Annotated in this window: 23 protein-coding genes and 1 pseudogene; 11 read left to right on the top strand and 13 right to left on the bottom strand. The window is 62.0% G+C overall.

The window, feature by feature from the left end; translation table 11 throughout:
* Window positions 1-1,425, bottom strand: coding sequence for a DNA primase DnaG (dnaG, locus tag NKF26_RS02470; RefSeq protein WP_253225140.1), 1,425 nt, complete (start codon window positions 1,423-1,425; stop codon window positions 1-3).
* Window positions 1,426-1,607: 182 nt separating this feature from the next.
* A complete protein-coding gene (locus tag NKF26_RS02465; RefSeq protein WP_253225139.1) occupies window positions 1,608-2,333 on the bottom strand; it encodes a sugar phosphate isomerase/epimerase in 726 nt (241 codons plus the stop codon).
* Between the two features lie 162 nt (window positions 2,334-2,495).
* On the opposite strand from NKF26_RS02465, the gene tmk reads away from it, so the two are divergent.
* Entirely contained in the window at window positions 2,496-3,089 is a 594-nt protein-coding gene (tmk, locus tag NKF26_RS02460; RefSeq protein ID WP_253225138.1) for a dTMP kinase, read from the top strand.
* A 6-nt stretch (window positions 3,090-3,095) separates the two neighbouring features.
* On the opposite strand, the gene NKF26_RS02455 is transcribed toward tmk, so the two are convergent.
* Window positions 3,096-3,464, bottom strand: coding sequence for a DUF5802 family protein (locus tag NKF26_RS02455; protein ID WP_253225137.1), 369 nt, complete (start codon window positions 3,462-3,464; stop codon window positions 3,096-3,098).
* 150 nt (window positions 3,465-3,614) lie between these two features.
* Between NKF26_RS02455 and NKF26_RS02450 the strand changes: the two genes are divergently transcribed.
* The 3 genes from NKF26_RS02450 (at window position 3,615) to NKF26_RS02440 (ending at window position 5,986) form a co-directional block, all read left to right on the top strand.
* A complete protein-coding gene (locus tag NKF26_RS02450; RefSeq protein ID WP_253225136.1) occupies window positions 3,615-4,244 on the top strand; it encodes a DUF1405 domain-containing protein in 630 nt (209 codons plus the stop codon).
* A 112-nt stretch (window positions 4,245-4,356) separates the two neighbouring features.
* Window positions 4,357-5,145: a hypothetical protein gene (locus NKF26_RS02445; RefSeq protein ID WP_253225135.1), complete on the top strand. Its 789-nt coding sequence runs from the start codon at window positions 4,357-4,359 to the stop codon at window positions 5,143-5,145.
* A gap of 124 nt (window positions 5,146-5,269) precedes the next feature.
* Window positions 5,270-5,986 (top strand): metalloregulator ArsR/SmtB family transcription factor, encoded by a 717-nt coding sequence (locus NKF26_RS02440; protein ID WP_253225583.1) that lies wholly within the window; start codon window positions 5,270-5,272, stop codon window positions 5,984-5,986.
* Window positions 5,987-6,106: 120 nt separating this feature from the next.
* Here NKF26_RS02440 and NKF26_RS02435 read toward each other — a convergent pair whose 3' ends face one another.
* Window positions 6,107-6,580 (bottom strand): hypothetical protein, encoded by a 474-nt coding sequence (locus NKF26_RS02435; protein ID WP_253225134.1) that lies wholly within the window; start codon window positions 6,578-6,580, stop codon window positions 6,107-6,109.
* 81 nt (window positions 6,581-6,661) lie between these two features.
* Here NKF26_RS02435 and gatD point away from each other — a divergent pair, with 81 nt between their 5' ends.
* Together gatD and NKF26_RS02425 are read left to right on the top strand one after the other, a co-directional pair.
* Window positions 6,662-7,909 (top strand): Glu-tRNA(Gln) amidotransferase subunit GatD, encoded by a 1,248-nt coding sequence (gene gatD, locus NKF26_RS02430; RefSeq protein ID WP_253225133.1) that lies wholly within the window; start codon window positions 6,662-6,664, stop codon window positions 7,907-7,909.
* Complete coding sequence (locus NKF26_RS02425) at window positions 7,900-8,814, top strand: GNAT family N-acetyltransferase (RefSeq protein WP_253225132.1); 915 nt, start codon at window positions 7,900-7,902, stop codon at window positions 8,812-8,814. The genes gatD and NKF26_RS02425 overlap by 10 nt, the downstream gene beginning before the upstream one ends.
* Here the strand turns inward: NKF26_RS02425 and surE are convergent.
* The 3 genes from surE to NKF26_RS02410 form a co-directional block, all read right to left on the bottom strand.
* Window positions 8,805-9,581 carry a 5'/3'-nucleotidase SurE gene (gene surE / locus NKF26_RS02420; protein WP_253225131.1) on the bottom strand — a complete coding sequence of 259 codons (777 nt, stop codon included), beginning with the start codon at window positions 9,579-9,581 and terminating at the stop codon, window positions 8,805-8,807. The genes NKF26_RS02425 and surE overlap by 10 nt on opposite strands.
* A 3-nt stretch (window positions 9,582-9,584) precedes the next feature.
* The gene (locus NKF26_RS02415; RefSeq protein ID WP_253225130.1) at window positions 9,585-9,860 is read right to left on the bottom strand and encodes a ubiquitin-like small modifier protein 1; all 276 of its coding nucleotides are present in this window, start codon (window positions 9,858-9,860) and stop codon (window positions 9,585-9,587) included.
* Window positions 9,861-10,081: 221 nt separating this feature from the next.
* Window positions 10,082-10,225: a hypothetical protein gene (locus tag NKF26_RS02410; protein ID WP_253225129.1), complete on the bottom strand. Its 144-nt coding sequence runs from the start codon at window positions 10,223-10,225 to the stop codon at window positions 10,082-10,084.
* A 45-nt stretch (window positions 10,226-10,270) separates the two neighbouring features.
* Here NKF26_RS02410 and NKF26_RS02405 point away from each other — a divergent pair, with 45 nt between their 5' ends.
* The gene (locus tag NKF26_RS02405) at window positions 10,271-11,458 is read left to right on the top strand and encodes an NAD-binding protein (RefSeq protein WP_066140751.1); all 1,188 of its coding nucleotides are present in this window, start codon (window positions 10,271-10,273) and stop codon (window positions 11,456-11,458) included.
* Here NKF26_RS02405 and NKF26_RS02400 read toward each other — a convergent pair.
* The 4 genes from NKF26_RS02400 to NKF26_RS02385 form a co-directional block, all read right to left on the bottom strand.
* On the bottom strand, window positions 11,455-12,918 hold the full coding sequence (locus NKF26_RS02400; RefSeq protein ID WP_253225128.1) for an HPP family protein: 1,464 nt from the start codon (window positions 12,916-12,918) through the stop codon (window positions 11,455-11,457). The genes NKF26_RS02405 and NKF26_RS02400 overlap by 4 nt on opposite strands.
* Window positions 12,919-13,035: 117 nt before the next feature.
* Window positions 13,036-14,952: a chloride channel protein gene (locus NKF26_RS02395; RefSeq protein WP_253225127.1), complete on the bottom strand. Its 1,917-nt coding sequence runs from the start codon at window positions 14,950-14,952 to the stop codon at window positions 13,036-13,038.
* Window positions 14,953-15,117: 165 nt separating this feature from the next.
* Window positions 15,118-16,992, bottom strand: a complete 1,875-nt coding sequence (locus tag NKF26_RS02390) for a chloride channel protein (RefSeq protein WP_253225126.1) — start codon at window positions 16,990-16,992, stop codon at window positions 15,118-15,120.
* 63 nt (window positions 16,993-17,055) lie between these two features.
* Window positions 17,056-17,787, bottom strand: a complete 732-nt coding sequence (locus tag NKF26_RS02385) for a nucleoside phosphorylase (protein ID WP_253225125.1) — start codon at window positions 17,785-17,787, stop codon at window positions 17,056-17,058.
* 122 nt (window positions 17,788-17,909) lie between these two features.
* Here NKF26_RS02385 and NKF26_RS02380 point away from each other — a divergent pair, with 122 nt between their 5' ends.
* Window positions 17,910-18,050, top strand: coding sequence for a phage terminase large subunit family protein (locus NKF26_RS02380; protein ID WP_253225124.1), 141 nt, complete (start codon window positions 17,910-17,912; stop codon window positions 18,048-18,050).
* Window positions 18,051-18,059: 9 nt separating this feature from the next.
* Here the strand turns inward: NKF26_RS02380 and NKF26_RS02375 are convergent, their stop codons facing one another.
* The gene (locus NKF26_RS02375) at window positions 18,060-18,524 is read right to left on the bottom strand and encodes a DUF5812 family protein (RefSeq protein ID WP_253225123.1); all 465 of its coding nucleotides are present in this window, start codon (window positions 18,522-18,524) and stop codon (window positions 18,060-18,062) included.
* A gap of 128 nt (window positions 18,525-18,652) precedes the next feature.
* Here NKF26_RS02375 and NKF26_RS02370 point away from each other — a divergent pair, with 128 nt between their 5' ends.
* From NKF26_RS02370 to NKF26_RS24030, 3 genes are all read left to right on the top strand, one after another.
* Window positions 18,653-19,252 (top strand): NUDIX domain-containing protein, encoded by a 600-nt coding sequence (locus NKF26_RS02370; RefSeq protein WP_253233960.1) that lies wholly within the window; start codon window positions 18,653-18,655, stop codon window positions 19,250-19,252.
* Between the two features lie 149 nt (window positions 19,253-19,401).
* Entirely contained in the window at window positions 19,402-19,680 is a 279-nt protein-coding gene (locus NKF26_RS02365; protein WP_253233959.1) for a hypothetical protein, read from the top strand.
* Entirely contained in the window at window positions 19,680-19,814 is a 135-nt protein-coding gene (locus tag NKF26_RS24030; protein WP_256486534.1) for a hypothetical protein, read from the top strand. Before NKF26_RS02365 ends, NKF26_RS24030 begins: the two co-directional genes overlap by 1 nt.
* A 111-nt stretch (window positions 19,815-19,925) precedes the next feature.
* Here NKF26_RS24030 and pdxS read toward each other — a convergent pair.
* Window positions 19,926-20,833 (bottom strand): annotated as a pseudogene (pdxS, locus tag NKF26_RS02360) (pyridoxal 5'-phosphate synthase lyase subunit PdxS).
* Window positions 20,834-20,926 lie beyond the last annotated feature (93 nt).

Genomic DNA, 20,926 nt, shown 5'->3' with positions numbered 1-20,926 from the left:
CTACTCCTCGTGGAACTGATCGGCCGTGATGATACGGACCGTCGTCGGTTTTTTGACGAACTCGCCTTCGTCGCGGGAGACTATCTGCTCGACGCCGCGCTGGGCGGCGACGTCGAGGACCCGCTGGCTGAGCGTGCCATCGAACACGACGGCGTGTGGCACCGTCTCCGACCCTTCGATGGCCGCGAACGTCTCGTCGGCCGGTGCTTCGGCCAGGATACCGAAGTCGTCATCGAGTAGTCGAACCGTCGCCGTCCCGTCATCGATGACCGCTCCGACGTGACTGCGAAGCGTCGTCGGTTCGTCTGCCGCGGCCGAATCGGTCGCTTCGGAGTCGGCCATCTCGGAATCCACCGTCTCGGAGTCTGCCGTCTCGCCCGTTTCCGACCCGTCAGGCGTTTCGGCCGTCCCGTCCGTTTCAGCGTCTTCGTCGGTTTCAGCGCTTTCCGTCGGTTCGACGATCGTGTCAGTTTCCTCGGTAGACGGTTCGCTCGTGGACGTCGTGTCCGCTTCCGAGGCGTTCGTTTCGGTGGACGATTTCAGCGGTCGAACGGTCGAAGATTCGTCTATTTCGGGTGCAGGAAGCGTGCTTCCGTCAGTCGCGGCCATCACCGTATCGTCCGCGTCGAAGCGGTCGAACCGACGTTTCCCTCGAAGGGACGCCATCACTTCGTCGCGCGAGAGATCCTCGACGGATTTTCCCGTCGGCGCGACGGCGACGTAGTCGATGTCGCCGACCTGATCGAGTTCCTTCAAGATCAGGTCGCCGCCGCGGTCGGCGTCGAGAAAGGCCGTGGTCGTCCGCGCCTGTGTGAGGTCGGCGACGGTGTCCGGGACGTTCGTTCCCTCCACCGCGATGGCGTTTTTCACGCCGTAACGGAGCAAGGTCAGTACGTCGGAGCGACCTTCGACGACGATGATGGCGTCGCTGTCGACGACGTTCGGCCCGGCCGGGAACCCTTCGTATTCGGTGATATCTTCGACGCGGATGCTCTGTCGGACTTCGTCCAGAATCTCCTGGCTCGTCATGACGCTGTCGTCGAACGACGACGACAGCAGGTCTTTCGCACGGTCCACGACTTCGCGTCGTTTCGCCGCCCGCACGTCTTCGATGCTCGCAATGCTGACGCTGGCGCGACACGGCCCGACGCGCTCGATGGTTTCGAGCGACGCCGCTAAAATCGCCGTCTCGACCTTGTCGAGGCTGCTGGCGATAGTGATGGTCCCGAACGACTGGCCGTGTTGGCTCTCGACGTGCACGTCGATTCGACCGACTTTCGAGGACTGTTGGAGGTCGCGTAGATCGAGGTCGTCTCCGAGCAAACCCTCTGTCTGCCCGAAAATCGCCCCGACGACATCACTGCGTTCTACCACCCCGTCGGCGGTAATGTCTGCGTGAATGAGGTATTTCGCTGTATCGTCCATGAGTGATGAACTGCCCTCCGGGAGGGCGTGATTGTACCGTCCATGAGCGTGGCCATGGATACGTCTCAGTGTGGCGCTCCAACGCCCAAATACCTGTCGTCACGGGGGTTCCCTCCTGCGATCCTACCACAAATTCGCGTGTAAAATCATCACCATTGATGGTCGGATTGATGATCGGCCCGCTACTCGTTCAACTTCCGGAGATGTTCCGCACCGTGAGCGAGCGACGCCAGCGGGTCGCTCGGCGCGTCGTGTTCGTAGACGAGCCAATCGGTCCCCGCGTTCCGCGCCGCGTTTACGCAGGCGGACAAATCGACGTCACCCTCGCCGAGTTCGACGGGTTCCCCGTCGAGCGTGTCCTTGACGTGAACCAACGGGGTACGATCCCCGAGCGAGTCGATGAGCGCGACCGGGTCCCGTCCCGCCGCCACGGTCCACCCGAGGTCGAGTTCGATTTCGAGTTCGGACTCGTCGAGGAAGACCTCGAACCCGGTCTTCCCACCGACGTCCACGAACTCGTGGTCGTGGTTGTGATAGCAGAGCGACGTGCTGTGGCCCTCCATCCGCGCCGCGAGTTCGTCCAGTCGCCGCGCCGTCCGCGTCGCCGCCTCCTCACTCTCGAAATGCGACGCGTCGAGATACGGCACGACCGCCCACTCACAGCCGATTTCGTGATAGATGCGCGCCGCCCGCCCCGGGTCGTCCTCCAACTCGTCGATGGGAACGTGGGCGGCGGCGACCTCCAACCCGGCATCGTCCAGCGCGTCGGCCACGTCCGCCGGGTCCGCGTCGCCGAGTCCTGCGAATTCCACGCCGTCGAATCCCACCTCGCCGACTCTCGCAAGTATTTCCGGGAGGGGTTCGTCGATCTCACGGAGCGTGTACAACTGAATCGCCGTTCGCATCATACGTTCCCGTGCGCGGGCCACGGAGTTAGTGATTGTTCCTCCCACGATGACGTGAGAGAGACTCCTGCAATCCAAACAGTCACGCCAGTAGACCCGACACGACTCCGAACTCCTGCTCCCGAAATCCACGAACGTTTTACCCGGCGACCCGAAGGGGTGGATATGTTGCTAACGCTGGAGGGACTGGACGGGAGCGGAAAGACGACCGTCTGGGAGGTGCTTCACGAGGAGTTTCCCGAAGCGGTGTTCACCCGTGAGCCGACGAACACGTGGTACGGCGATGCGGTCAACCGCTCGATAGGGGACGACGACGCCGACTCGATCGCCGAACTGTTTCTCTACACGGCGGACCACGCGGCCCACCTCGCGAACACCGTTCGACCCGCGCTGGAGGAGGGAAAACTCGTTATCTCCGACCGCTACTCCGATTCGCGGTACGCCTACCAGGCGGTCGCACTGGACGGGGCCGTCACTCGCCCGATGGAGTACATCATCGGCGTGCACCGACCGTGGACGCGGCCGCCGGACTGTACCATCTATCTCGACGTGGACCCGGAGACGGGCGCGGCGCGAAGCGGCGCGACGAACAAGTTCGAACAGGCCGGATTCCTCGCGCAGGTACAGTCGAACTACGAACGACTGATGGAAGCCGAACCGGGGCGGTTCGTTCGCGTCGATGCGACCAATTCGCCCGAGACGGTCATCGACAACGTCGTCTCGACGATCGAGCGCGTGCTCGACAAAGCCGACGAGTAGGACCCGTCAGACCGCGCCGCCGCTTCCGAAACCGGGATGGCGACGCTGGAATCCGATAAGCTGTTCGACACGATCCGCCTTCGCCAACAGGACTTCCTTCAGTTCGGGAGGGTTGCGAATACGGGTGTTGTCGAGCAACTCGTCGGGAATCACGAGCGTATTGTCCGGGATATCGTCCTCCGCGTGAACGGAGAAGTGTTGCTGATCGATTTTCATCACGAGTGGCCAGTCCAGTCGCTCGATACCTTCGCCGGAGGAGTACAGGGCTTTGTTGACGGATTCGTGATCGTCACGACACATGACGGCGTGATCACCCTCGTATGGCTCGACGTAGAGCCGACCGAGGTAGTATCCGCTGGAAAACGACTCGAACATGAGTGACAATAACACACAAGGAGGGATAGTTATATAGGAGTTATGCGGAAGCGTTATGTCGAACGGCAATCACTCGGGTTTTCGTTCCGTGGGTTTCGGGGACGCAACGGTGATAGCAGTTCTTTTAATAACTCGCTACGCGGGTAGAATATGGCAGTTCCCGAACGCTATGCCCGCTACTATCTCGAAAACGCTCCGAGTTTGGTGGTGCTTATCATTCTCAACCTCGCGCTCGTCCTCGTCGGCGTCAACTTCTACGTGGAGACGATGCCGGGCGTTCCGCTCTTTCTCTGGCCGTTGTATGCCGATTCGCCGACTGCAGTTGCACTGTTCGCCGCGTCGCTTTTCACCCTCCTGCCGAACCTCGGCAAGCGTCTTTCGGACTCCCCGCAGAACCTGCCGCTCGCGTATCTCAACACCATCGCGTTCGTCTGGCTCGTCCAATTCGGCCTCTGGACCTTCACCGCGCTCAACCTCGGCTTCTCGCACTACTACGCCCCACCGTGGACCGACCCGGGTATCCTCGACTACTGGGGCATCATCATCGCCCACCTCGCGTTCATCCCGGAGGCGTATCTCATTCCGAACTACGGAAAGACGACGAGAGGTGCGCTGGTGGCGGCATTCGTGTTGATGATGGCGAACAACGTTTTCGATTACGTGTTCGGTTACCACCCTCCGCTTCGCTACAAAGTCGGAATCGTACTACCGATTCTCTCCGTCGGAATTACGTTCCTGTCCGTCTTCGCCGCTTCACACGCTATGGACCGGTTAGAGTGATTGAGATGTCTTTTTAAACGTTCTTCCCTCCTCTCGATTCCTCGTTACGAGATGTGAACAGAACGAACGAATTACCCCCTTTTTAAGTGATGACTGAGTATTACACTGGTAGATGAACGCCCTTCGTGCCATCCTGTTAGCCGTCCTCATCGTTTGTGGATGTGCCGTCACCATCCCAGCGGCGGCGGCCCCGACGCCGAACACTCCGGCAGATGTCACCTCCATCCAACGGCAGCAACAAGCGAACAACAGTACGGTCCGAATGAACAACAGCACGCTCGGTGCCGAAATTTCGTCGTTCATGCAGGTCAGTACGTCCCAGGCCGAAGGCTCGGTCGATACCGGTCTCTGGGTGGCCAGGTTCAACCAAACAAAAAACAAATCCGCCCAGCAGGCGCTCGTTCGACATCGCGTCGACAACATGCAAAAACAGCTATCGGACCTGCGAGATAGGAGGCAAACGCTCGTCACGAAGTACAAAAACGACCGTATCAGCCAACTCAAATATCAATCCGAGATGAGCAGGCTGATCGGCGAAATCAGTTCGCTCCAACACTCCATCAAGGCGACACACCCCCGAGCCGTCACCGTCGGAGCACGGGTGAACAAGTTGAACAAACTGGACAAGCAGACGAAAACCGCAGGGGGTCCCGAAGCAAGGGAGATCGCCAAATCGATGCACGGCGTCACTTTCGACGAGGAGGATTCGATCCCCGGAGGGGATTCGAACAACACCACGCAGGGGACCGATACGGGAACGCAGATCGGCGCAGGGAATGGAAGTCTCAGCGGGAACCACACGGTCAACACTAACGGAACGGTCAGCACCGGAAGTGGGTCTGTCAGCGTTGGAAAAGGAAACGGACGAAGCAACGGGAATGGAAACGAGGGCGGGAACTGAAACGGAAACTAAAACGACCGCTGGATCGAGGAAATCGGACGCGATACCCTATATTTCACCTGAAATCGACGTTTACTACCGAGAGACACCCTTTTCCGTTCGGGTTGCCAAGATGAAGACGCGAATGGACTCCGCCGCGTTGCTCGATATACTCGGAAATGAAAACCGACGGCGTATCCTGCGGCTCCTCTCACACAAGCCTTGCTACGTGACCGAGATCAGCGATTATCTCGGCGTCAGTCCGAAGGCGGTCATCGATCACCTTCGGAAACTGGAGGAGGCAGGACTAGTCGAAAGTCGGACTGACGACCAGCGTCGCAAATACTTCAACATCTCACGGAACCTCCGACTCGAAGTGGACGTCTCTCCCTACGAGTTCGGAATGAAGAGCGCGTATCCCGCGAGCGCCAACCTCGACGTGAGTTCGTGCCAGTATCTCTCCTTGAACGTCAAATACCTCAACGAGCAGGTCGAGGACGAGGACGACGAAGACGGCGAGGATGTCGAGCAGATGAGCGACTCGGAGGCGAGCAAGATCGCCGACCTCGCGTCCGAGCTCAACAGTTTGGAGGAGTTGAAGAGCGAGTTATCGCTCGCACAACGCTGGGTGCACGGGCGGATGACGAGCGTTCTGGACTCGCTGAGCGACGCGGTGGACGGCAACGGCGAAAATCGGATTCGCGCGGAGATTTTGGCCGCGCTCGCCGCCGGTTCGGAGACCACCCGTGAGATCAGTCGGGAGGCGAACGCGCCGGAACACATCGTCGAGAACCACCTCGGGAGCATGGCGGAGCGCGGAGTCGTGGAACAGGACGGCGAAAGCTGGACGCTGTCCGGATAACGGATCGAATTCTACGCACGGACATCTAAGGAACCATTCCCGACGAGTGCACACGCCGTCGTATGGAATCACGAACCGGGTACGAGTGACGCGACGAAAACGAGTAACAGAATCGACCGACTACAGGTCCTTGGTCAAGCCATCGCGCAGGTCGCCGCCGAAGTACGCGCCGAGACCGCCAGCGACGAGACCGGCGACGAGACCGATGGCGAAGATGGGGAATCCGGCGACCGAGAGCGCGACGATGTTCTTGAGCGCGAAGACGACCCCGCCAGCGATGCCACCGGCGACCGCCGTCTCCACGATCTTCGAGTCGCTCGTCACCGCCCCGAGGACGAACGAGACGGCGAACACGGCGACGAGGCCAGCCACGCTACCGAGAATTGGGATGACGCCGCCGAAGAACATCGCCACGCCGAGGAGGAGCGTCGCAAGGCCGAAGTAGCGAACCGAGAACAGGTTCCCAGCGCGCTTTTTCGCTCGGGTCGTGTAGCTTTCGCTGCTCGTCGCCTCGGTCCCCTCCCCGCCGTCGATGTCGTTGAGGAGGTCTGAGACATCGGTATCGGTTTCGCGCGTCCGAGTGCGCTGAGTCATGTTTCCGAATTGACGCCGTTAGGTAATGTGCCTTTCCCCGAAACGAGTGGATTGAAGTCGAACGCCGCGCTACCCCGAGATATGAATCCGGGAGACCGCGTTCGCGTCGAGCGAGCGGACGAAACCTACGAGGGAGTTTTGCTTCCATCCACGACGGCGGCGAACCTCGTCGTCAAACTCGATGGTGGCTACAACGTCGGTATCGACCGCGGCGACGCGACCGTCGATGTGCTCGAATCGGGAGTGTACGACATCGAAGACAAGGAATCGGACGACTCGTCGGTCGTGGAGTTCGACCCCGACCTGCCGACGATTTCTCTCATCAGTACCGGCGGAACCATCGCCTCGACGGTCGATTACCGAACCGGCGCGGTGACGGCCCAGTTCGACGCCAAAGACGTGCTTCGTGCGGTCCCCGACCTCGCCGGACGGGCGAACTACCGCGGCCGCGTCGTGGCCAACATCCTCTCCGAAAACATGACGCCCGACGTGTGGCAGGAGTTGGCCCACGCGGTGTACGAGGAGATCGAGAACGGGGCGGACGGCGTCGTCGTCATGCACGGGACGGACACGATGCAGTTCAGCGCATCCGCCCTCTCGTTCATGCTCGACACGCCGGTTCCCATCGTGTTCACCGGCAGTCAGCGCTCGGCCGACCGACCGTCCTCGGACAACGTGATGAACGCGGTCTGTTCGGTCGAGGCCGCGAAAGCCGACTGCGCGGAAGTGCTCGTCTGCATGCACGGGAGCGAAAGCGACGACGTGTGTTCGCTTCACCGCGGCACGCGCGTCCGGAAGAACCACACCTCTCGCCGGGACGCCTTCGAAACCATCGGCGCGAAACCGCTCGGGGAAGTGGACTACAGCACCGATGACGTCACGGTCCGTTTCCGACGGGACTACGACGAACGCGGCGCACAGCAACTGGCGCTCGACGACGACATCGAAAGCGAAGTCGAACTCATCAAGTTCACGCCGGGCATGACCGTCGATTCGCTCGATTACGCCGAAGGCAAGGCCGGACTCGTCCTCGAAGGGACCGGATTGGGCCACGTCCACTCGGAGTGGGTCGACCGAATCGGCGAACTCGTGGACGACGGAACGACCGTCGTCATGACCAGCCAATGCATCGGCGGGCGCGTCTGTGATCGCGTGTACGACACGGGCCGCGACTTGCTCGATGCGGGTATCGTGGAAGGCGAGGACATGCTCCCCGGAACGGCGAAGGTGAAACTGATGTGGGCGCTCGCGAACAGCGATACGCCCGAGAAGACCATGCGGACGCCAATCGCGGGCGAGATCACCGAGCGGTCGGTACCATGGGAGTAAGCTGCATCGAACTCCGTGAGGCCACGCACGACGATTACGATGACGTCGTGGCGTTCACGGAGGACACGTGGTCCGACCGGGACAGCAGCGACTACATTCCACACGTCTACCACGACTGGATAGACGGCGACGACCGTTACACCGTGGTCGCCGACGCCGGGGACGCCATCGCCGGAATCGTCCAGTGTGTCATGCTCTCCGAGTGGGAAGCGTGGGGACAGGGAATGCGTGTCAACCCCGACTTCCGTGGCCAAGGCATCGCAAACCGCATGACGAGCGAACTGTTCGACTGGGCACGCGAACAGGGTGCGACCACGCTCCGCAACATGGTCTTCTCGTGGAACATCGCGGGACTCGGACAGTCACGGGCGACCGGATACGAGCCGATTACCGAATTCCGGTGGGCCTACCCCGAACCCGACGCGAACGCCGACCCGGCCATGACGGTGACCGACGACCCGGACGCCGCGTGGGGATACTGGACCAAAAGCGACGCGCGGTCACACCTTCAGGGCCTCGCCCTTGACTTCGAGGAATCGTGGGCGCTCTCGGAACTGACCCGCGACGACCTCGAACGCAGTGCCGAAAACGACGAACTGCTCGTCGTGCGGGAGAACGGAACGCGCGGATTCGCTAGCTTCTTCCGGGAGGAAGAGCGGAAAAACGAGGACGGCGAACCCGAACTGTGGGCCGAGTATACCATCAGCGCGTGGGAGGATGCCGACGCCGCCCGGTCGCTGTTCGCCGCGATGGCCCGCGACGCCGCGATGCGCGGCGCGGACAGGATACGAACGCTCGTCCCCGAAACGCCGCGGTTCGTGAGCGACACGGCCTACTGCCGCGTAGAAGTCGATGGGGAACCGGACTTCGTGATGGGAATGGATCTGACCAAGGACTACCGCTGATCGACCGCACCGGCTATTTTCGAGGCGATTTCCGTATCCCGTAACTCGTGTGCGATGCCGAGCGGCGAGATACTTATCTCCCCGTCCGCGAGCGCCCGGCGGTCGGTTCCGACCGGGTCCTCCAGCGGTTCGGGTCGGTCCGGCCGAAGCGGGTCGTAGAACTCGTCGACGAGTGCGATAGCATCGTGGTCGTCTCCGTCGAGGTCCTCGATTCGTACGTCGAAATCGTGTGCCGGGTACGTGATTCGAACGTTCGGAGAGCCGTCCGAAACGGGGGCATTGACGTTCAGATACGTCCCCGAATCGATGGCCTCGGCGTGTTCGACGAGCGCGCGGGTGATTCGGGCCGCCTGTGCGAAGTTTTCACGGTCGAGTCGGGGGAGCGCACCATCGACGGGGTCGTAGGCCGAAACCGCGATTCCCGGGATGCCGAGGAACGCGGCTTCCTTCGCGGCCCCGACGGTCCCCGAGCGGTCGAGTTTGTGTGCGCCGAAGTTCGGCCCGTCGTTACAGCCCGCAACGACGACGGCGGGATCCGTATCGAGCGTTCGGACACCGACAGCGACACAATCACAGGGAGTCCCGTGAACGACGAGACCACGCTCGTGGTCGTCCACTTCGACGGTGTGGGAGTTCGACCGGCCGACCCCGCTCTGGTCCTCCGCAGGGGCGACGAGAGTCACGTCGGCGACGGTCGAAAGTTCGTCGTACAGGGCGTCGATGCCGGGCGCATCGACGCCATCGTCGTTCGTCAGGAGAACGTCCACGCGCTACCCACCACTCACTGGGGGAAAGAGCGCCAGCTCGTCGCCCGGTTCGAGCGGGGTTTTCAAGCCGTCTTCGGAGAAGACGTCAGTCCCGTTTCGGAGAACGTTGATGTGGTCTTGGAGGCGGCCATCGTCGTCCAGAACGCGATGTTCGAGTTCCGGCCGCGGTGCGAGAAGGGCGTCCAACGCGTCGCCCACGGAATCGCCCGGCTCGGCGTCCACGGGCACCTCCTTGTCGCCGGCGATCTCGGCCAGATCCGCGAAGAGTTTCCACTGCATAGTCGGTACGACGGTCGGAGACGGGAAGTGAGTTTCTTTCCCACGAAAGACCGTGGAGAAGCCAGTGAGCGAATAGGACCACGAGGGCAGTGACGACCATCGAACCGGTTTGGTTCCGGTATCCTACATAAACGCCCGGGGAAGGCGATGACGACCGAGAGGATAGTAGCCATCGCCTACGGCATCGTAGGGACGCCCTGATTCGCGTCGAGAATGGACGATCACGGCGTTCGACCGGTGGGGCCGTGATGTCGTTGGCTCGGGAGCGGTCGGTCAGGCACGCTGACGGATATCATCACGAAAACGTCCGTTCCCGTTTCGTTGTAGCGGCGTCCCGTGAATACCGTTCCGTCGATGGATGACACATCGACCACCCCATTTATCCCACCGGGCGTTGCACCCATGGTCGTATGGCGGGGGGGTTCCGACGGCGGTTCACGTCGGCACGTGTCGTAGTGTGGTTGGTAATCGGGGTCGCGCTCCTCTCGATAGCGACGGGTCTCGTCACGACGGCGACGGGGTCGACCGGCGGTAGATTGTTCGGCGGACTGATTCCGGAGGCCGTCCGGCAAACGACGTCGTACACCGGAACCATCGTCGGGTTTCTGTTGCTCATCGCCGCGATGGGACTGCGGCGGGGGTTCCGCGCCGCGTGGTACTCGTGTGCCCTGTTGGTGCCGATCACCGTCCTTCACGGATTCTTACAATCGACGCCGTACTCGCTTCCGCTCGTCGCGTTCGCGCTCGTGACGGTGCCCGTGTTGTTCCTCGTCCGCGGGCGATTCCAGCGGCCGATAGAGCTCTCCACCGCCCAAATAGCCACCGCGGTCGCCGTCGTCGGGGCGCAACTGTACGGCACCATCGGCGCGTACGCGCTCCGCGGGGATTTCAACAACCTCAGAACGTGGTTCGACGCGTTCTACTTCACCCTGCTCACCGCCAGCACGGTGGGGTACGGGAGCATTCAACCGACAACTCCGGCTACCCGAGCGTTCGCGATGACCGTCGTCGTCTTCGGAACCGGCAGTTTCGCGGCGGCGTTGGGGGTGCTCTTTGCGCCCATCGTGCAGAACAGTTTCGCCAGCGCGCTCGGCAAATCACCGAACTCGAACATCGACCTCATGGAAGACCACTTGCTCGTCCTCGGCTACGGACACCTGCTCACGGAATCGATACTCGACGAACTCGGCGGCACGACCGAGTACGTGGTCGTCGTGGAGGACTCCGACCTCGCGGACGAACTCCGCGAGCGGAAGAAGGTCGTCGTCCACGGCGACCCGAGCGACGAGGACGTGCTCCGGCGCGTCGGCATCGACCGAGCGAAGTCGGTGCTCGTCGCCACGGAGGACGACGCCGCCGACTCGCTCGGGGTGCTGACCGCCCGGCAGTTGAATTCCGATATTCGAATCGTGGCGGCGGCCACCGAACGCGAAAACGTGAACAAACTGCGTCGGGCGGGAGCGGACATCGTCGTCAGTCCGACACTCATCGGTCGCATGTTGGTGCAAGCGGCGCTCGGTGGCGAGCACGTCGAGGAGATGGCCGAACAGTTGTCCGGCGACGCATCGAATCGAACGCTGACGGATTTCGAGCGTTAGCCCCGGTGTACGACCGCCACGTCGCACTCGATCTCCTGCAGTCGCTCGAACGTCGGTGGCGAGATGAACCGCGATGCGGCGCTCCTGTCGGTGCTCGCCCCGATGATGATGAGGTCGTAGTGGGAATCGTTCGCGGAGAGGAATTGTAGAATTTCGTGGCGGGAGATTCGCGTCTCGAACGACCCCGAAAACGCCTCGACGAGGTCGGCGAGGGTCGATTCCGCGCTTCGCCGCTGGGATTCGCGGTCGATGCAGGTGCAGACGCTCACCGTTCCGGTCTTCCCGGCTAGTCGCTGTGCGAAATCGAGCATCACGTGGGAAGTATCGCTCGCTCTCCGGACGGGAACGAGAATCCGTTTCCAATCGAGTCGGGTGGAATCAGTCGGCTCGGGTGCCACGCTGGGACGGTACACGATGGCGTCGGTTCGCCCGCGGAACAGCGTCCGGACGAACGACGAGAGTCCACCGTGTTCGTCCTCGTACGGAACGACGACGAGGTCACAGTTCTCCTCCCGGACGGTCCGCAGTATCGTCCGTGGCCGCGTTTGGTCGTCGCTCGCGACGATGACTTCGCAGGCGACACCCATCCGAGTTCGAATCCGTTGGGCCTGTCGTTCGAGGGCGGTCGCCGCTTCGTCCGCCGCCTGTGTCTCGGCCTCGTCGTCGGGTTCCATGACGAGCGTCTCCGTTTCGCTCGATTCCCCGCTTCCCCTCGCCTCCTCAATGGCGTCCTCGTCCACGATGTCCATGAGGACGACCTTACCGGCGTCGTGTGCCGCCGCCAGTTTCGCGGCGAACATCGCCGCCCCTTCTGCGTACTCGCCGCGCATCGGAACCAGAACGTGGTCGTCGCCGCTCGTGGACTGATACAGGTAGCGCGATCGTTTCTGGTACACCTCGGTGTGCCACACGCTGAAAATCGAGATGACGATGAGGCTCGAAATGATGACGCTGAGGACGTACGTCGGTTGGTGGACGCCGACGACGACGGCGAGTAACGCGGTCGAGAACGCCGCCGGGAGTTCGAGCGAGAGCGACCACGTCGTCACGAGCGTCAGAAACACGGCCAGTGCGGCGGTTATCGGATGTGCGTGTAACGGCTGTAGGTCGGGAATGTGGAGGTACGTCTCGGAGAAGTAGACCGAAAACCAGCCACACACCGCACCCGTTCCGAGACTGCCGACGAAGTTTCGAGGCGAAGCGTATCGTCCGTTCGGGTCGCTGAACAGGGTGTACGTTCCCGAAGCGAGCGGCGGATAGAGCAGAAACGACAGCATCGACACGCGGTCCGAAATCGCCGTGATCCCGGCGATGAGAAGCGGAAGCGCGAAGAGCGCGGTCAGGTGACGAAGGTTCGCGCTCGTCTCCAACCAGCGACGAAATTCCTCCGTCTCACGGCGTCTGGTCCGGCGAAGGCGGGACAGCACGCGCTCGTACATCGTCCGCAGCGATTCTCGCATCGGAGAAGAGTTGTCCACCCCGGGGCATATTCGTTTCTGCCAATTCGCCCCTGACCGAATCCGCTCCGTTCGTCCACCCAAGTCGAGAATCCGCTTCGTTCGTCCGCCCGAGTCGATTTACTTGTCCGTGCTGGTGTTGGGGAGTTTCGGGTCGGTGACGACCGGGATTTCCACCTCGTTGCGCGACAGTTCGGGCACGTTGTCGTAGGCGTCGAGGATGTCGCTTCGAGTGACGATGCCGACGGGGTGGTTGGACTCGTCCACGATCGGAATGCGACCGACGTCCAGTTTCTCCATGATATCGACGACGGAAAGCAGGTTCGCAGACGGCGGCACGGTCAGCACGTCCGTCGACCCGATCTTCTCGACCGGTGACCGGTCCTCGTCGGGCAGGTCGATCTCCTCACGGCCTTCGATGGTGTGGATGATGGAGTTCGTGAGTTCGGATTCGAGGTCGGTGAGCGTGATGATTCCGACGAGGCTTCCGTCCTCGTCCACGATGGGAAGCCCGTGATGTTTCGTCTGTTGGAACATCATGAGGGCGTCCTCGCAACTGCCCCCGACCGATAGCGTATCGACCTTCGTCGTCATCACGTCCTTTGCACACAAGTCCTCCAGGCTCCCGATACGTCGTTCCTGAACCGTGATACCGAGTTCGCGGAGCTTCTCGGTGAAGATCGTTCCACGGTTGAGCAGTCGTTGGGTGACGATACTGCCGATGACCGTGACGACGAGGAGCGGAAGGATGATGGTGTACTGCCCGGTCAACTCGAAGATGATGAGCGTCGCCGTCAGCGGCGCGCGTGCCGTCGCCGCGAACACGCCACCCATCCCGACGAGGGCGTAGGCTCCAGCCCCGGCGATTGCGAGGGCGGGGACGAACGCGAACGTGTGGGAGATATCGGTGAATAGTATGCTGAAGAGGATACCGAACCCGCCACCGACCATCGCGCCGATGTAGAGTCCCGGTGAGAAGACCCCTCCGGAACTGCCACTGCCGACCGAAAAGGAGAACGCCAGCAGTTTCAGCAGTGCCAGCGCGAGGATGACCTGCAGCGAGAGGTGGCCCGCGATGGCCGTGTGGATCGTCGTATATCCCACACCGAACAACCAATCGGCGGTCGTGATCGGCGTCTCGTGAAGGAAGACGGCACTCAAGAGGACGGTTCCCCCGAGGAGCAGGCCGCCGACGGCCGGTTTCACGTACTCGGGCACGTCGAGGCGGTCGAAGACGTGTTCGGTGCCGTAGAGGGTTTTCACGATGACAGCGCCGATGACTCCGATAATGAAGCCGAACACGATGTACAGCGGGAACTCCAACGCGGGCGTCAGCATGTGATAGTGAATGCCGTTTCCGTTGTTGACGCCGTGGACGAGGAACTCCTGAACACCGGGACTCGGGGTGAACTGGAGGATCGTCCGCGCGACTGCGGTGGACATCACGGAGGCCAGTACGACGACGATGACGTTCTGGAGGTAGTATTCGGCGAGCAGGATCTCCAGCGCGAACATGACGCCCGCCAACGGCGCGTTGAACGTCCCCGCGATCCCGGCCGCCGCCCCGGCGGCCACCAGGGTTCGGGTGTATTTCTGATCCATGAATCGACCGAAGAACGAACCTGCCGCGCTGCCGATCTGAATGATGGGCCCTTCACGGCCGAGCGATCCACCACTGCCGATGGCGATGGACGATGCAACGGTCTTGTACACGGATATTTTCGGGTCGATCTTCCCCCCACGGACGAGCATCGATTCCATGACCTTCGGCACGCCGCTGCCCTTGACCTCCGTCGTCGTGAGTTTGATGACGATACCGACGAGCAACCCACCGATGGTCGGAATCAAGAGCAGTTCGAGCGGGCCGAGAAACGAGAGTACGGCGTAGACGTTGGGGATATCGATGAGGTTGAACTGAACGCTGCCGGGGTTGAGCTCCTGTCCGAAGAAGACTTCCTGTGCCGCCCAGATACTCAGTCGAAAAAGAACAGCGCCGAGTCCGGCGATAACGCCGATGACGATTGCGATGAGGTTCATCCGGATTTCTTCGTCTTTGAGTGAGAGCCCGGATGAACTATCACCTGACTTCGAATTTGAGCTGGAAAGGATAGGTAATGCGCTCGATAACCCCATTTATGTGCCTATACTGAGCCAGGGGGGAATTCCCTTTCGGTATAGAGACGACGCGAGAAGTGGACAATCCTAAACGAAAGACGGCATTCGGTCGTACGCATCCAGCACGTCGCTCCGTGTGACGATACCGACCACGGTACCGTCGTCCACCACTGGCAATCGACCAATATCTAGCGATTCCATCCGGTCCACGACCGAGAGCAGGTTCGTGTCCGGGTGGACGGTACAGACGTCCGTAGTACAGACATCGCCGACCGTTTGTTCCGCCTCAGGTCTGTCGGTTTCCCCCTCCACACGCCCGGTCATGAACGGTTCGAGGTCGGTCAACGTGATGATACCGACGATGTGATCGTTTTCATCGGTGACCGGAAAACCGCCGTGGTCGCTGGTTCGAATCGTCGGTATCGCCTCCTCGATGGACAGGTCCTCCGAAAGCGTCTCGACCTTCGTCGTCATCACGTCGCTCGCACACAGGTCTTCCAAACTCCCGATACGCCGCTCTTGGACCGTGATTCCACGCTCACGGAGTTTTTCGACGTAGATGGTACTGCCGTGGAGAAGACGGTCCGAGAGTTCGTTGCCGAGAACGCAGACGAGCAAGAGCGGGAGGATGATGTCGTACTGGCCAGTCAACTCGAAGATGATGAGTGTCGCCGTCAGCGGCGCGCGTGCGGACGTCGCGAAGATACCGCCCATCCCGACGAGGGCGTAGGCACCCGGCCCGGCAGTTCCGGGCACGAACGCGTGGACGATGGTGCCGTACGTCCCGCCCAGCATTGCGCCGATGTAGAGGGAGGGAGAGAACACGCCGCCGGAACTGCCGCTGCCGACCGAGAGGGAAAAGCCGACGGCTTTCATCAGCGCGAGTACCAACAGCAACCCGATGCCGAAGTTCCCGAGGATACTGTGACGTATCGTATCGTATCCGACGCCGAACAGCCACGTCGCACTCCGAAGGTCGGAGACGCCGAACACGGCCGCCGTGATGAGTGCCGAAAGGCCGAGCAACGCTCCACCGAATGCGGGTTTCGTCGCGGCGGGAACGTCGAATCTGTCGAACACGTGTGCGGTACCGTAAAGCAGTTTCACGACGCCAGCACCGACGACGGCGACGAGCAGACCGAGTACGATGTACAGCGGGTATTCGACCAGCGGGGAGACGAGGTGGTACTGAATAGGCACCAGGAACGCACGAACACCGGGTTTCGGTGTGAAATCGAGGAACGCCCGAGCGACTGCCGTCGCCGTCACCGCACTCAACACGACCGCGATGACGTTTTGGAGGTAGTATTCGGCGAGCAGGATTTCCAACGCGAACATGACGCCCCCGAGCGGTGCGTTGAACGTTCCCGCGATTCCCCCCGCTGCTCCCGCCGCGACCAACGTCCGGGTGTAGGCGTGACGCTCCACGTACCGCTCGAAGAACGACCCGGCCGCGCTGCCGATTTGGACGACGGGTCCTTCGCGGCCGAGCGACCCACCACTCCCGATGGCGATGGACGACGCGACCGTTTTGTACACCGCGACTTTCGGGTCGATTTGGCCGCCGCGAACGAGGATGGATTCGAGCACTCTCGCGACCCCGGTTCCCCTGACCTCCGGCGACGTCAACTTGATGACGACGCCGACGATGAGACCGCCGACGGCGGGAAGCAGGAGGAACCGAACGGGACCGAGGGCCGCGAGGACCGAAAAGGCGTTAGGAACCGCAACGAGCGGGAACTCGACGCTGCCGGGATTGAGTGCCGGTCCGTAGAACAGTTCCTGGACGATCCAGATGGCGAATCGAAAGACCACTGCGCCGAATCCGGCGACGATTCCGGTCGCGAGGGACAGAACGAGCATCCGAAGGTCGCCGTCCAACGGGAACGACCGTAGGGACGATGGAGACAGGGACGGAACACCGTCCACTGCCGGGTCGTCGCCCCCTCGCCCTCCAGCCATGGACACCAACACGACGGGGAGTTGCTACACTCTTGTGGTCCGCCAGACGAAAAACGGCCGTACTTACGACAGCGAGACGACCGCGTCGAGCGTGATTCGGATCGCGCGCTCGACGTTGTTCTTCGCCTTCTCCGGCAGTTCGTCGTCCTCGGTGTCGGTTCCCTTCTGGGTCCCTTTCACGAGGTTGCCATCGACGGTACAGATGGCACCCGAGCGCATGCCCTTCCGGCGCGCGACGGAGAAGACGGCGGCCGCCTCCATCTCGACGGCGAGGATGTTCGCTTCCTCCCACGCTTCGACGTACTCGTCGGTCTCGGCGTAGAACGCGTCGTCGGACGCGATGGGACCGACGTGAACGTCCTCCTCGTTGCTCTCCGCGGAATCCACGAGCGCCGAGAGGACGTCGTAGTCCGGCACCGCCGGATAGGTGTCCTTCTCGTAACGGCGGGTCGTCCCCTCGTCCTTCGCCGCACCCGTGGCGACGATCATGTCGCCGATTTCGATGTCCTGCTGGAGCGCGCCGATGGTCCCGACGCGGATGACCGTCTCGACGCCGACGGCGTGCATCTCTTCGAGCGCGATGGTCGCCGAGGGACAGCCGATACCGGTCGAACAGATCGTGAGCGGAACGCCGTCGTACTCCGCGTTGACGACCTTGTATTCGCGGTTCTCGGCGACGACTTCCGAGGAATCACACTGGGCCGCGATTCGGTCCACGCGCCCGGGGTCGCCGGGGATCAGCGCGATGTCGTTCAGGTCGCCCTCGTCAACGAGCAGGTGCGGTTGCATTGCCATGGCCGAGGGTTTTCAGGTGAGATAGAAAAGGTTAGCTGTAGCGAGTGAGGATGTCGCGTTCTCGAAGTTCCGAGTACCCCTAACAAATACTGTTATGTATTTTGAATGAAAACCGGAATCCGATGTCACACTGCCCTGATTGCGGCGATGAGATAGAGAACTTGGCCAAAGGAAACGCGACCGCCCGCCACACGTTCAGCGCGGCGACGGTGTGGGAGTGTCCCCACTGCGGCGTGATCCTCGGCGTGAGCGACAACGGGTGAAGAAGACTTCTACGGCAAGTACCGAACGCTCACCGTTCCGTCCTCCGAGCGGATTTCGACGCGGTTGACTCCCAATCGGGCGGCGCGTGCGAGCGTCCCCTTGTCGTCCAGCACGTCAGCGACGGCGTGCTCGGTCTCCTCCGGCGGAACGGATAGAACGTGAATCTCGCCGATTCCGGCGCGTTCGGTTCGTTCGAGGTCGCCGACGTCCTGTTCGGCGGCGACCTCCCGTTCGTGGCTGGTCGGCGGTTCGTCGCTCTCGTGGACGGTGAGGGGCCGTCGTTCGTCGAGTTCGACGACTTCCCACGTCACTTCCATCGGCGGTTCCGGGGCGACGGTCGCCTCGACTGCGTCGTCCGTTTCGACGCCGGGGTTGGTCGAGAGGGTGTGTACCTGTCCGTCGTGAACGTCCTTCAGCACTGCCGACTCCTCTTCGGCGTGGGTGACGAGGAACGTGCTCGTCTTCTCGGTCATGGCGGGTGGTATGACGCGGTGCCTTTTCCGGGTTGCGCTCCCGTCCAACGGGACATCGCGGAACGCTCTCCGACGATTTGTCGATGGTTTCCGAAGAACGTTTGAAACGGATGGTTCTCTATAGCGGTATGAGCACTGAGAATGCCGCCGACTCGCCGGATGACAGCGCCGAGAGCGCCGCGACCGACGAGCGCCACGAGAACGCCCGACAGAACGTCGTCGCCGTGGACGGGGACGACAACGAACTGGACATCGTCAACCGACTGGACGCCCACATGGGCGACGGCATCCGCCACCGCGCCTTCACCGCCCTCATCTTCAACGAGGACGGGGACATCCTGCTCGCCCAGCGGTCGCCGACGAAGCGCCTCTGGGACACCTACTGGGACGGCACCGTCGCCTCCCACCCCAACCCCGGCCAGTCCCAGGAGGAGGCCACCCGCCAGCGCCTCGAAGAGGAACTCGGCATCTCGCCCGACCAATACGACGACCTGCGCGTGACCGACAAGTTCGAATACAAACGCTACTACCCGCAGGAGGGCGTCGAACACGAGGTCTGTTCAGTGCTCAAACTCACCCTGTCGGACACCTCGCTCGACCCCGTCGAGGAGGAGGTCGGCGGCCTGATGTGGGTGCCCTACGAGCGCCTGTACGAGAACCCGCGCTGGTACCGTCAGCTACGGTTGTGCCCGTGGTTCGAAATCGCCATGCGGCGAGATTTCGAGTAACGTCCACGGAATTTGTTTTTCGTTCCGTTTCGTCGCGGTGGTGAGTAGGACGACAGGGATTCCTTCCGAGAACGAGGTCCAAAGACGGTTGTGTCACGTTCACACACTCACCGAAGATAATTGTCAGGCTGCGAGGAACAGACTGGAAGATGGCTAAAACACGCGACCTCACCCCCGACGATGCGGAAGAACTCACGGAACTCTACGAGGAGTACGAGTGGTGGGAGGACCGCGAGGTGGACGACGTTCGAACCGCGCTCTCGAAAACCGAAGTCGTTGTCGGCGTCGAGTGCGAGACATCCGGAAAATCCGGTGGCGGCAACCTTGTCGCCGCCGCGCGGGTGTTGACCGATTACACGTACTACGCGAACGTGTTCGATGTCATCGTGCCGCGGACCACCGGGGCGAGGGGTTCGGTGAAATCCTGATGGAGGCGGTCGTTGACCATCCCGACCTCCAGAGCGTCGTCGGCCTGTCCCTGCTCTGTCGCCGTGGTCTAGTGCCGTACTACGAGTCGGTCGGCTTCGATTTGTTCGACCCGGAGATGGAAATCCCAGGGTGACGTCGAGAGGCTGGTTCGGATGACGTACGAACAAACCGACTGAACTGATGGCCGGGCGAGCGAGTCGCTCTCGACGGGAGAAAAATATCGAAAACGGAATTCGCTGCGTTCTCAGTTGCCGCGGCCCTGGAACTTCTCCTCGTCCGGGAGCGAGACGTTGGCCTCGCCCTTCATGCCCGAGCCGATGTCCTTGCTGATGTCGGCGAGCGCTCCGGGTCGTCCCAGTTGTTCGTCGCTTCCACGATGGCGTTGCCCATCAGTACGGGGTCCTCTGCACCGAAGATGCCCGAGCCGACGAAGATGCCGTCACAGCCGTGGTGCATCATCAGCGCCGCGTCGGCGGGCGTCGCGATGCCACCGGCCGCGAAGTTGACGACGGGGAGTCGTCCGGCTTCGGCCGTCTCGTGGACGAGTTCTGCAGGGGCTTCGAGTTCGCGGGCGATCATCTCGCGCTCCTCGTGGGTCTTGCCCTGAAGCTCCCGAATCGCGCCTTTGATCGTGCGCTGGTGGTGGACGGCTTGGTTCACGTCGCCGGTTCCGGCCTCGCCCTTCGTGCGGATCATCGCCGCGCCCTCGTTGATGCGGCGAAGTGCCTCGCCGAGGTTGCGCGCGCCGCAGACGAACGGCGAGGTGAACTCGCGCTTGTCGATGTGGTACGCCTCGTCAGCGGGGGTGAGGACCTCGGACTCGTCGATCATGTCCACGCCGATGGATTCGAGGATCTGAGCTTCCGTCGTGTGGCCGATTCGCGCCTTGCCCATCACGGGAATCGAAACCTCGTCGATGATCTCCTCCACGTCGGCGGGGTCGGCCATCCGCGCCACGCCGCCGCGCTTCCGGATGTCCGCCGGGACGGCTTCGAGCGCCATGACGGCGACCGCGCCCGCGTCCTCCGCGATGCGGGCCTGTTCGGGGTTCACGACGTCCATGATGACGCCGCCTTTCTGCATGCGGGCGAAGCCGCGCTTGACCAGTTCCGTGCCGCGCTTCAGTTCCTCGATGTCGGTTGGCTCTGCCATGGTGGACCCTAACGAAGCCGGGGGTTAAGACGTACCGATTGCGACACGGGGAAACCAGTCAAAACGCCAATCGAAGCCTCTTTGGGACGACAA

Source organism: Haladaptatus sp. AB618, from assembly GCF_024136965.1.
In the GTDB taxonomy this organism is placed as follows: domain Archaea; phylum Halobacteriota; class Halobacteria; order Halobacteriales; family Haladaptataceae; genus Haladaptatus.
This window is presented reverse-complemented; position numbering and strand designations above follow the sequence as displayed.

Excerpts from the sequence above, each read along its gene's own strand:
- NKF26_RS02435 (WP_253225134.1), bottom strand. The coding sequence starts at position 6,580 with ATGACTCAGCGCACTCGGACGCGCGAAACCGATACCGATGTCTCAGAC.
- NKF26_RS02390 (WP_253225126.1), bottom strand. The coding sequence starts at position 16,992 with ATGGCTGGAGGGCGAGGGGGCGACGACCCGGCAGTGGACGGTGTTCCG.
- NKF26_RS02385 (WP_253225125.1), bottom strand. The coding sequence starts at position 17,787 with ATGGCAATGCAACCGCACCTGCTCGTTGACGAGGGCGACCTGAACGAC.
- NKF26_RS02365 (WP_253233959.1), top strand. The coding sequence starts at position 19,402 with ATGGCTAAAACACGCGACCTCACCCCCGACGATGCGGAAGAACTCACG.
- gatD (WP_253225133.1), top strand. The coding sequence starts at position 6,662 with ATGAATCCGGGAGACCGCGTTCGCGTCGAGCGAGCGGACGAAACCTAC.
- dnaG (WP_253225140.1), bottom strand. The coding sequence starts at position 1,425 with ATGGACGATACAGCGAAATACCTCATTCACGCAGACATTACCGCCGAC.
- NKF26_RS02450 (WP_253225136.1), top strand. The coding sequence starts at position 3,615 with ATGGCAGTTCCCGAACGCTATGCCCGCTACTATCTCGAAAACGCTCCG.
- NKF26_RS02400 (WP_253225128.1), bottom strand. The coding sequence starts at position 12,918 with ATGCGAGAATCGCTGCGGACGATGTACGAGCGCGTGCTGTCCCGCCTT.
- NKF26_RS02405 (WP_066140751.1), top strand. The coding sequence starts at position 10,271 with ATGGCGGGGGGGTTCCGACGGCGGTTCACGTCGGCACGTGTCGTAGTG.
- NKF26_RS02465 (WP_253225139.1), bottom strand. The coding sequence starts at position 2,333 with ATGATGCGAACGGCGATTCAGTTGTACACGCTCCGTGAGATCGACGAA.
- NKF26_RS02415 (WP_253225130.1), bottom strand. The coding sequence starts at position 9,860 with ATGCAGTGGAAACTCTTCGCGGATCTGGCCGAGATCGCCGGCGACAAG.
- NKF26_RS02440 (WP_253225583.1), top strand. The coding sequence starts at position 5,270 with ATGGACTCCGCCGCGTTGCTCGATATACTCGGAAATGAAAACCGACGG.
- NKF26_RS02445 (WP_253225135.1), top strand. The coding sequence starts at position 4,357 with ATGAACGCCCTTCGTGCCATCCTGTTAGCCGTCCTCATCGTTTGTGGA.
- tmk (WP_253225138.1), top strand. The coding sequence starts at position 2,496 with ATGTTGCTAACGCTGGAGGGACTGGACGGGAGCGGAAAGACGACCGTC.
- NKF26_RS02375 (WP_253225123.1), bottom strand. The coding sequence starts at position 18,524 with ATGACCGAGAAGACGAGCACGTTCCTCGTCACCCACGCCGAAGAGGAG.
- NKF26_RS02395 (WP_253225127.1), bottom strand. The coding sequence starts at position 14,952 with ATGAACCTCATCGCAATCGTCATCGGCGTTATCGCCGGACTCGGCGCT.
- NKF26_RS02455 (WP_253225137.1), bottom strand. The coding sequence starts at position 3,464 with ATGTTCGAGTCGTTTTCCAGCGGATACTACCTCGGTCGGCTCTACGTC.
- NKF26_RS02425 (WP_253225132.1), top strand. The coding sequence starts at position 7,900 with ATGGGAGTAAGCTGCATCGAACTCCGTGAGGCCACGCACGACGATTAC.
- NKF26_RS02370 (WP_253233960.1), top strand. The coding sequence starts at position 18,653 with ATGAGCACTGAGAATGCCGCCGACTCGCCGGATGACAGCGCCGAGAGC.
- NKF26_RS02380 (WP_253225124.1), top strand. The coding sequence starts at position 17,910 with ATGTCACACTGCCCTGATTGCGGCGATGAGATAGAGAACTTGGCCAAA.
- NKF26_RS24030 (WP_256486534.1), top strand. The coding sequence starts at position 19,680 with ATGGAGGCGGTCGTTGACCATCCCGACCTCCAGAGCGTCGTCGGCCTG.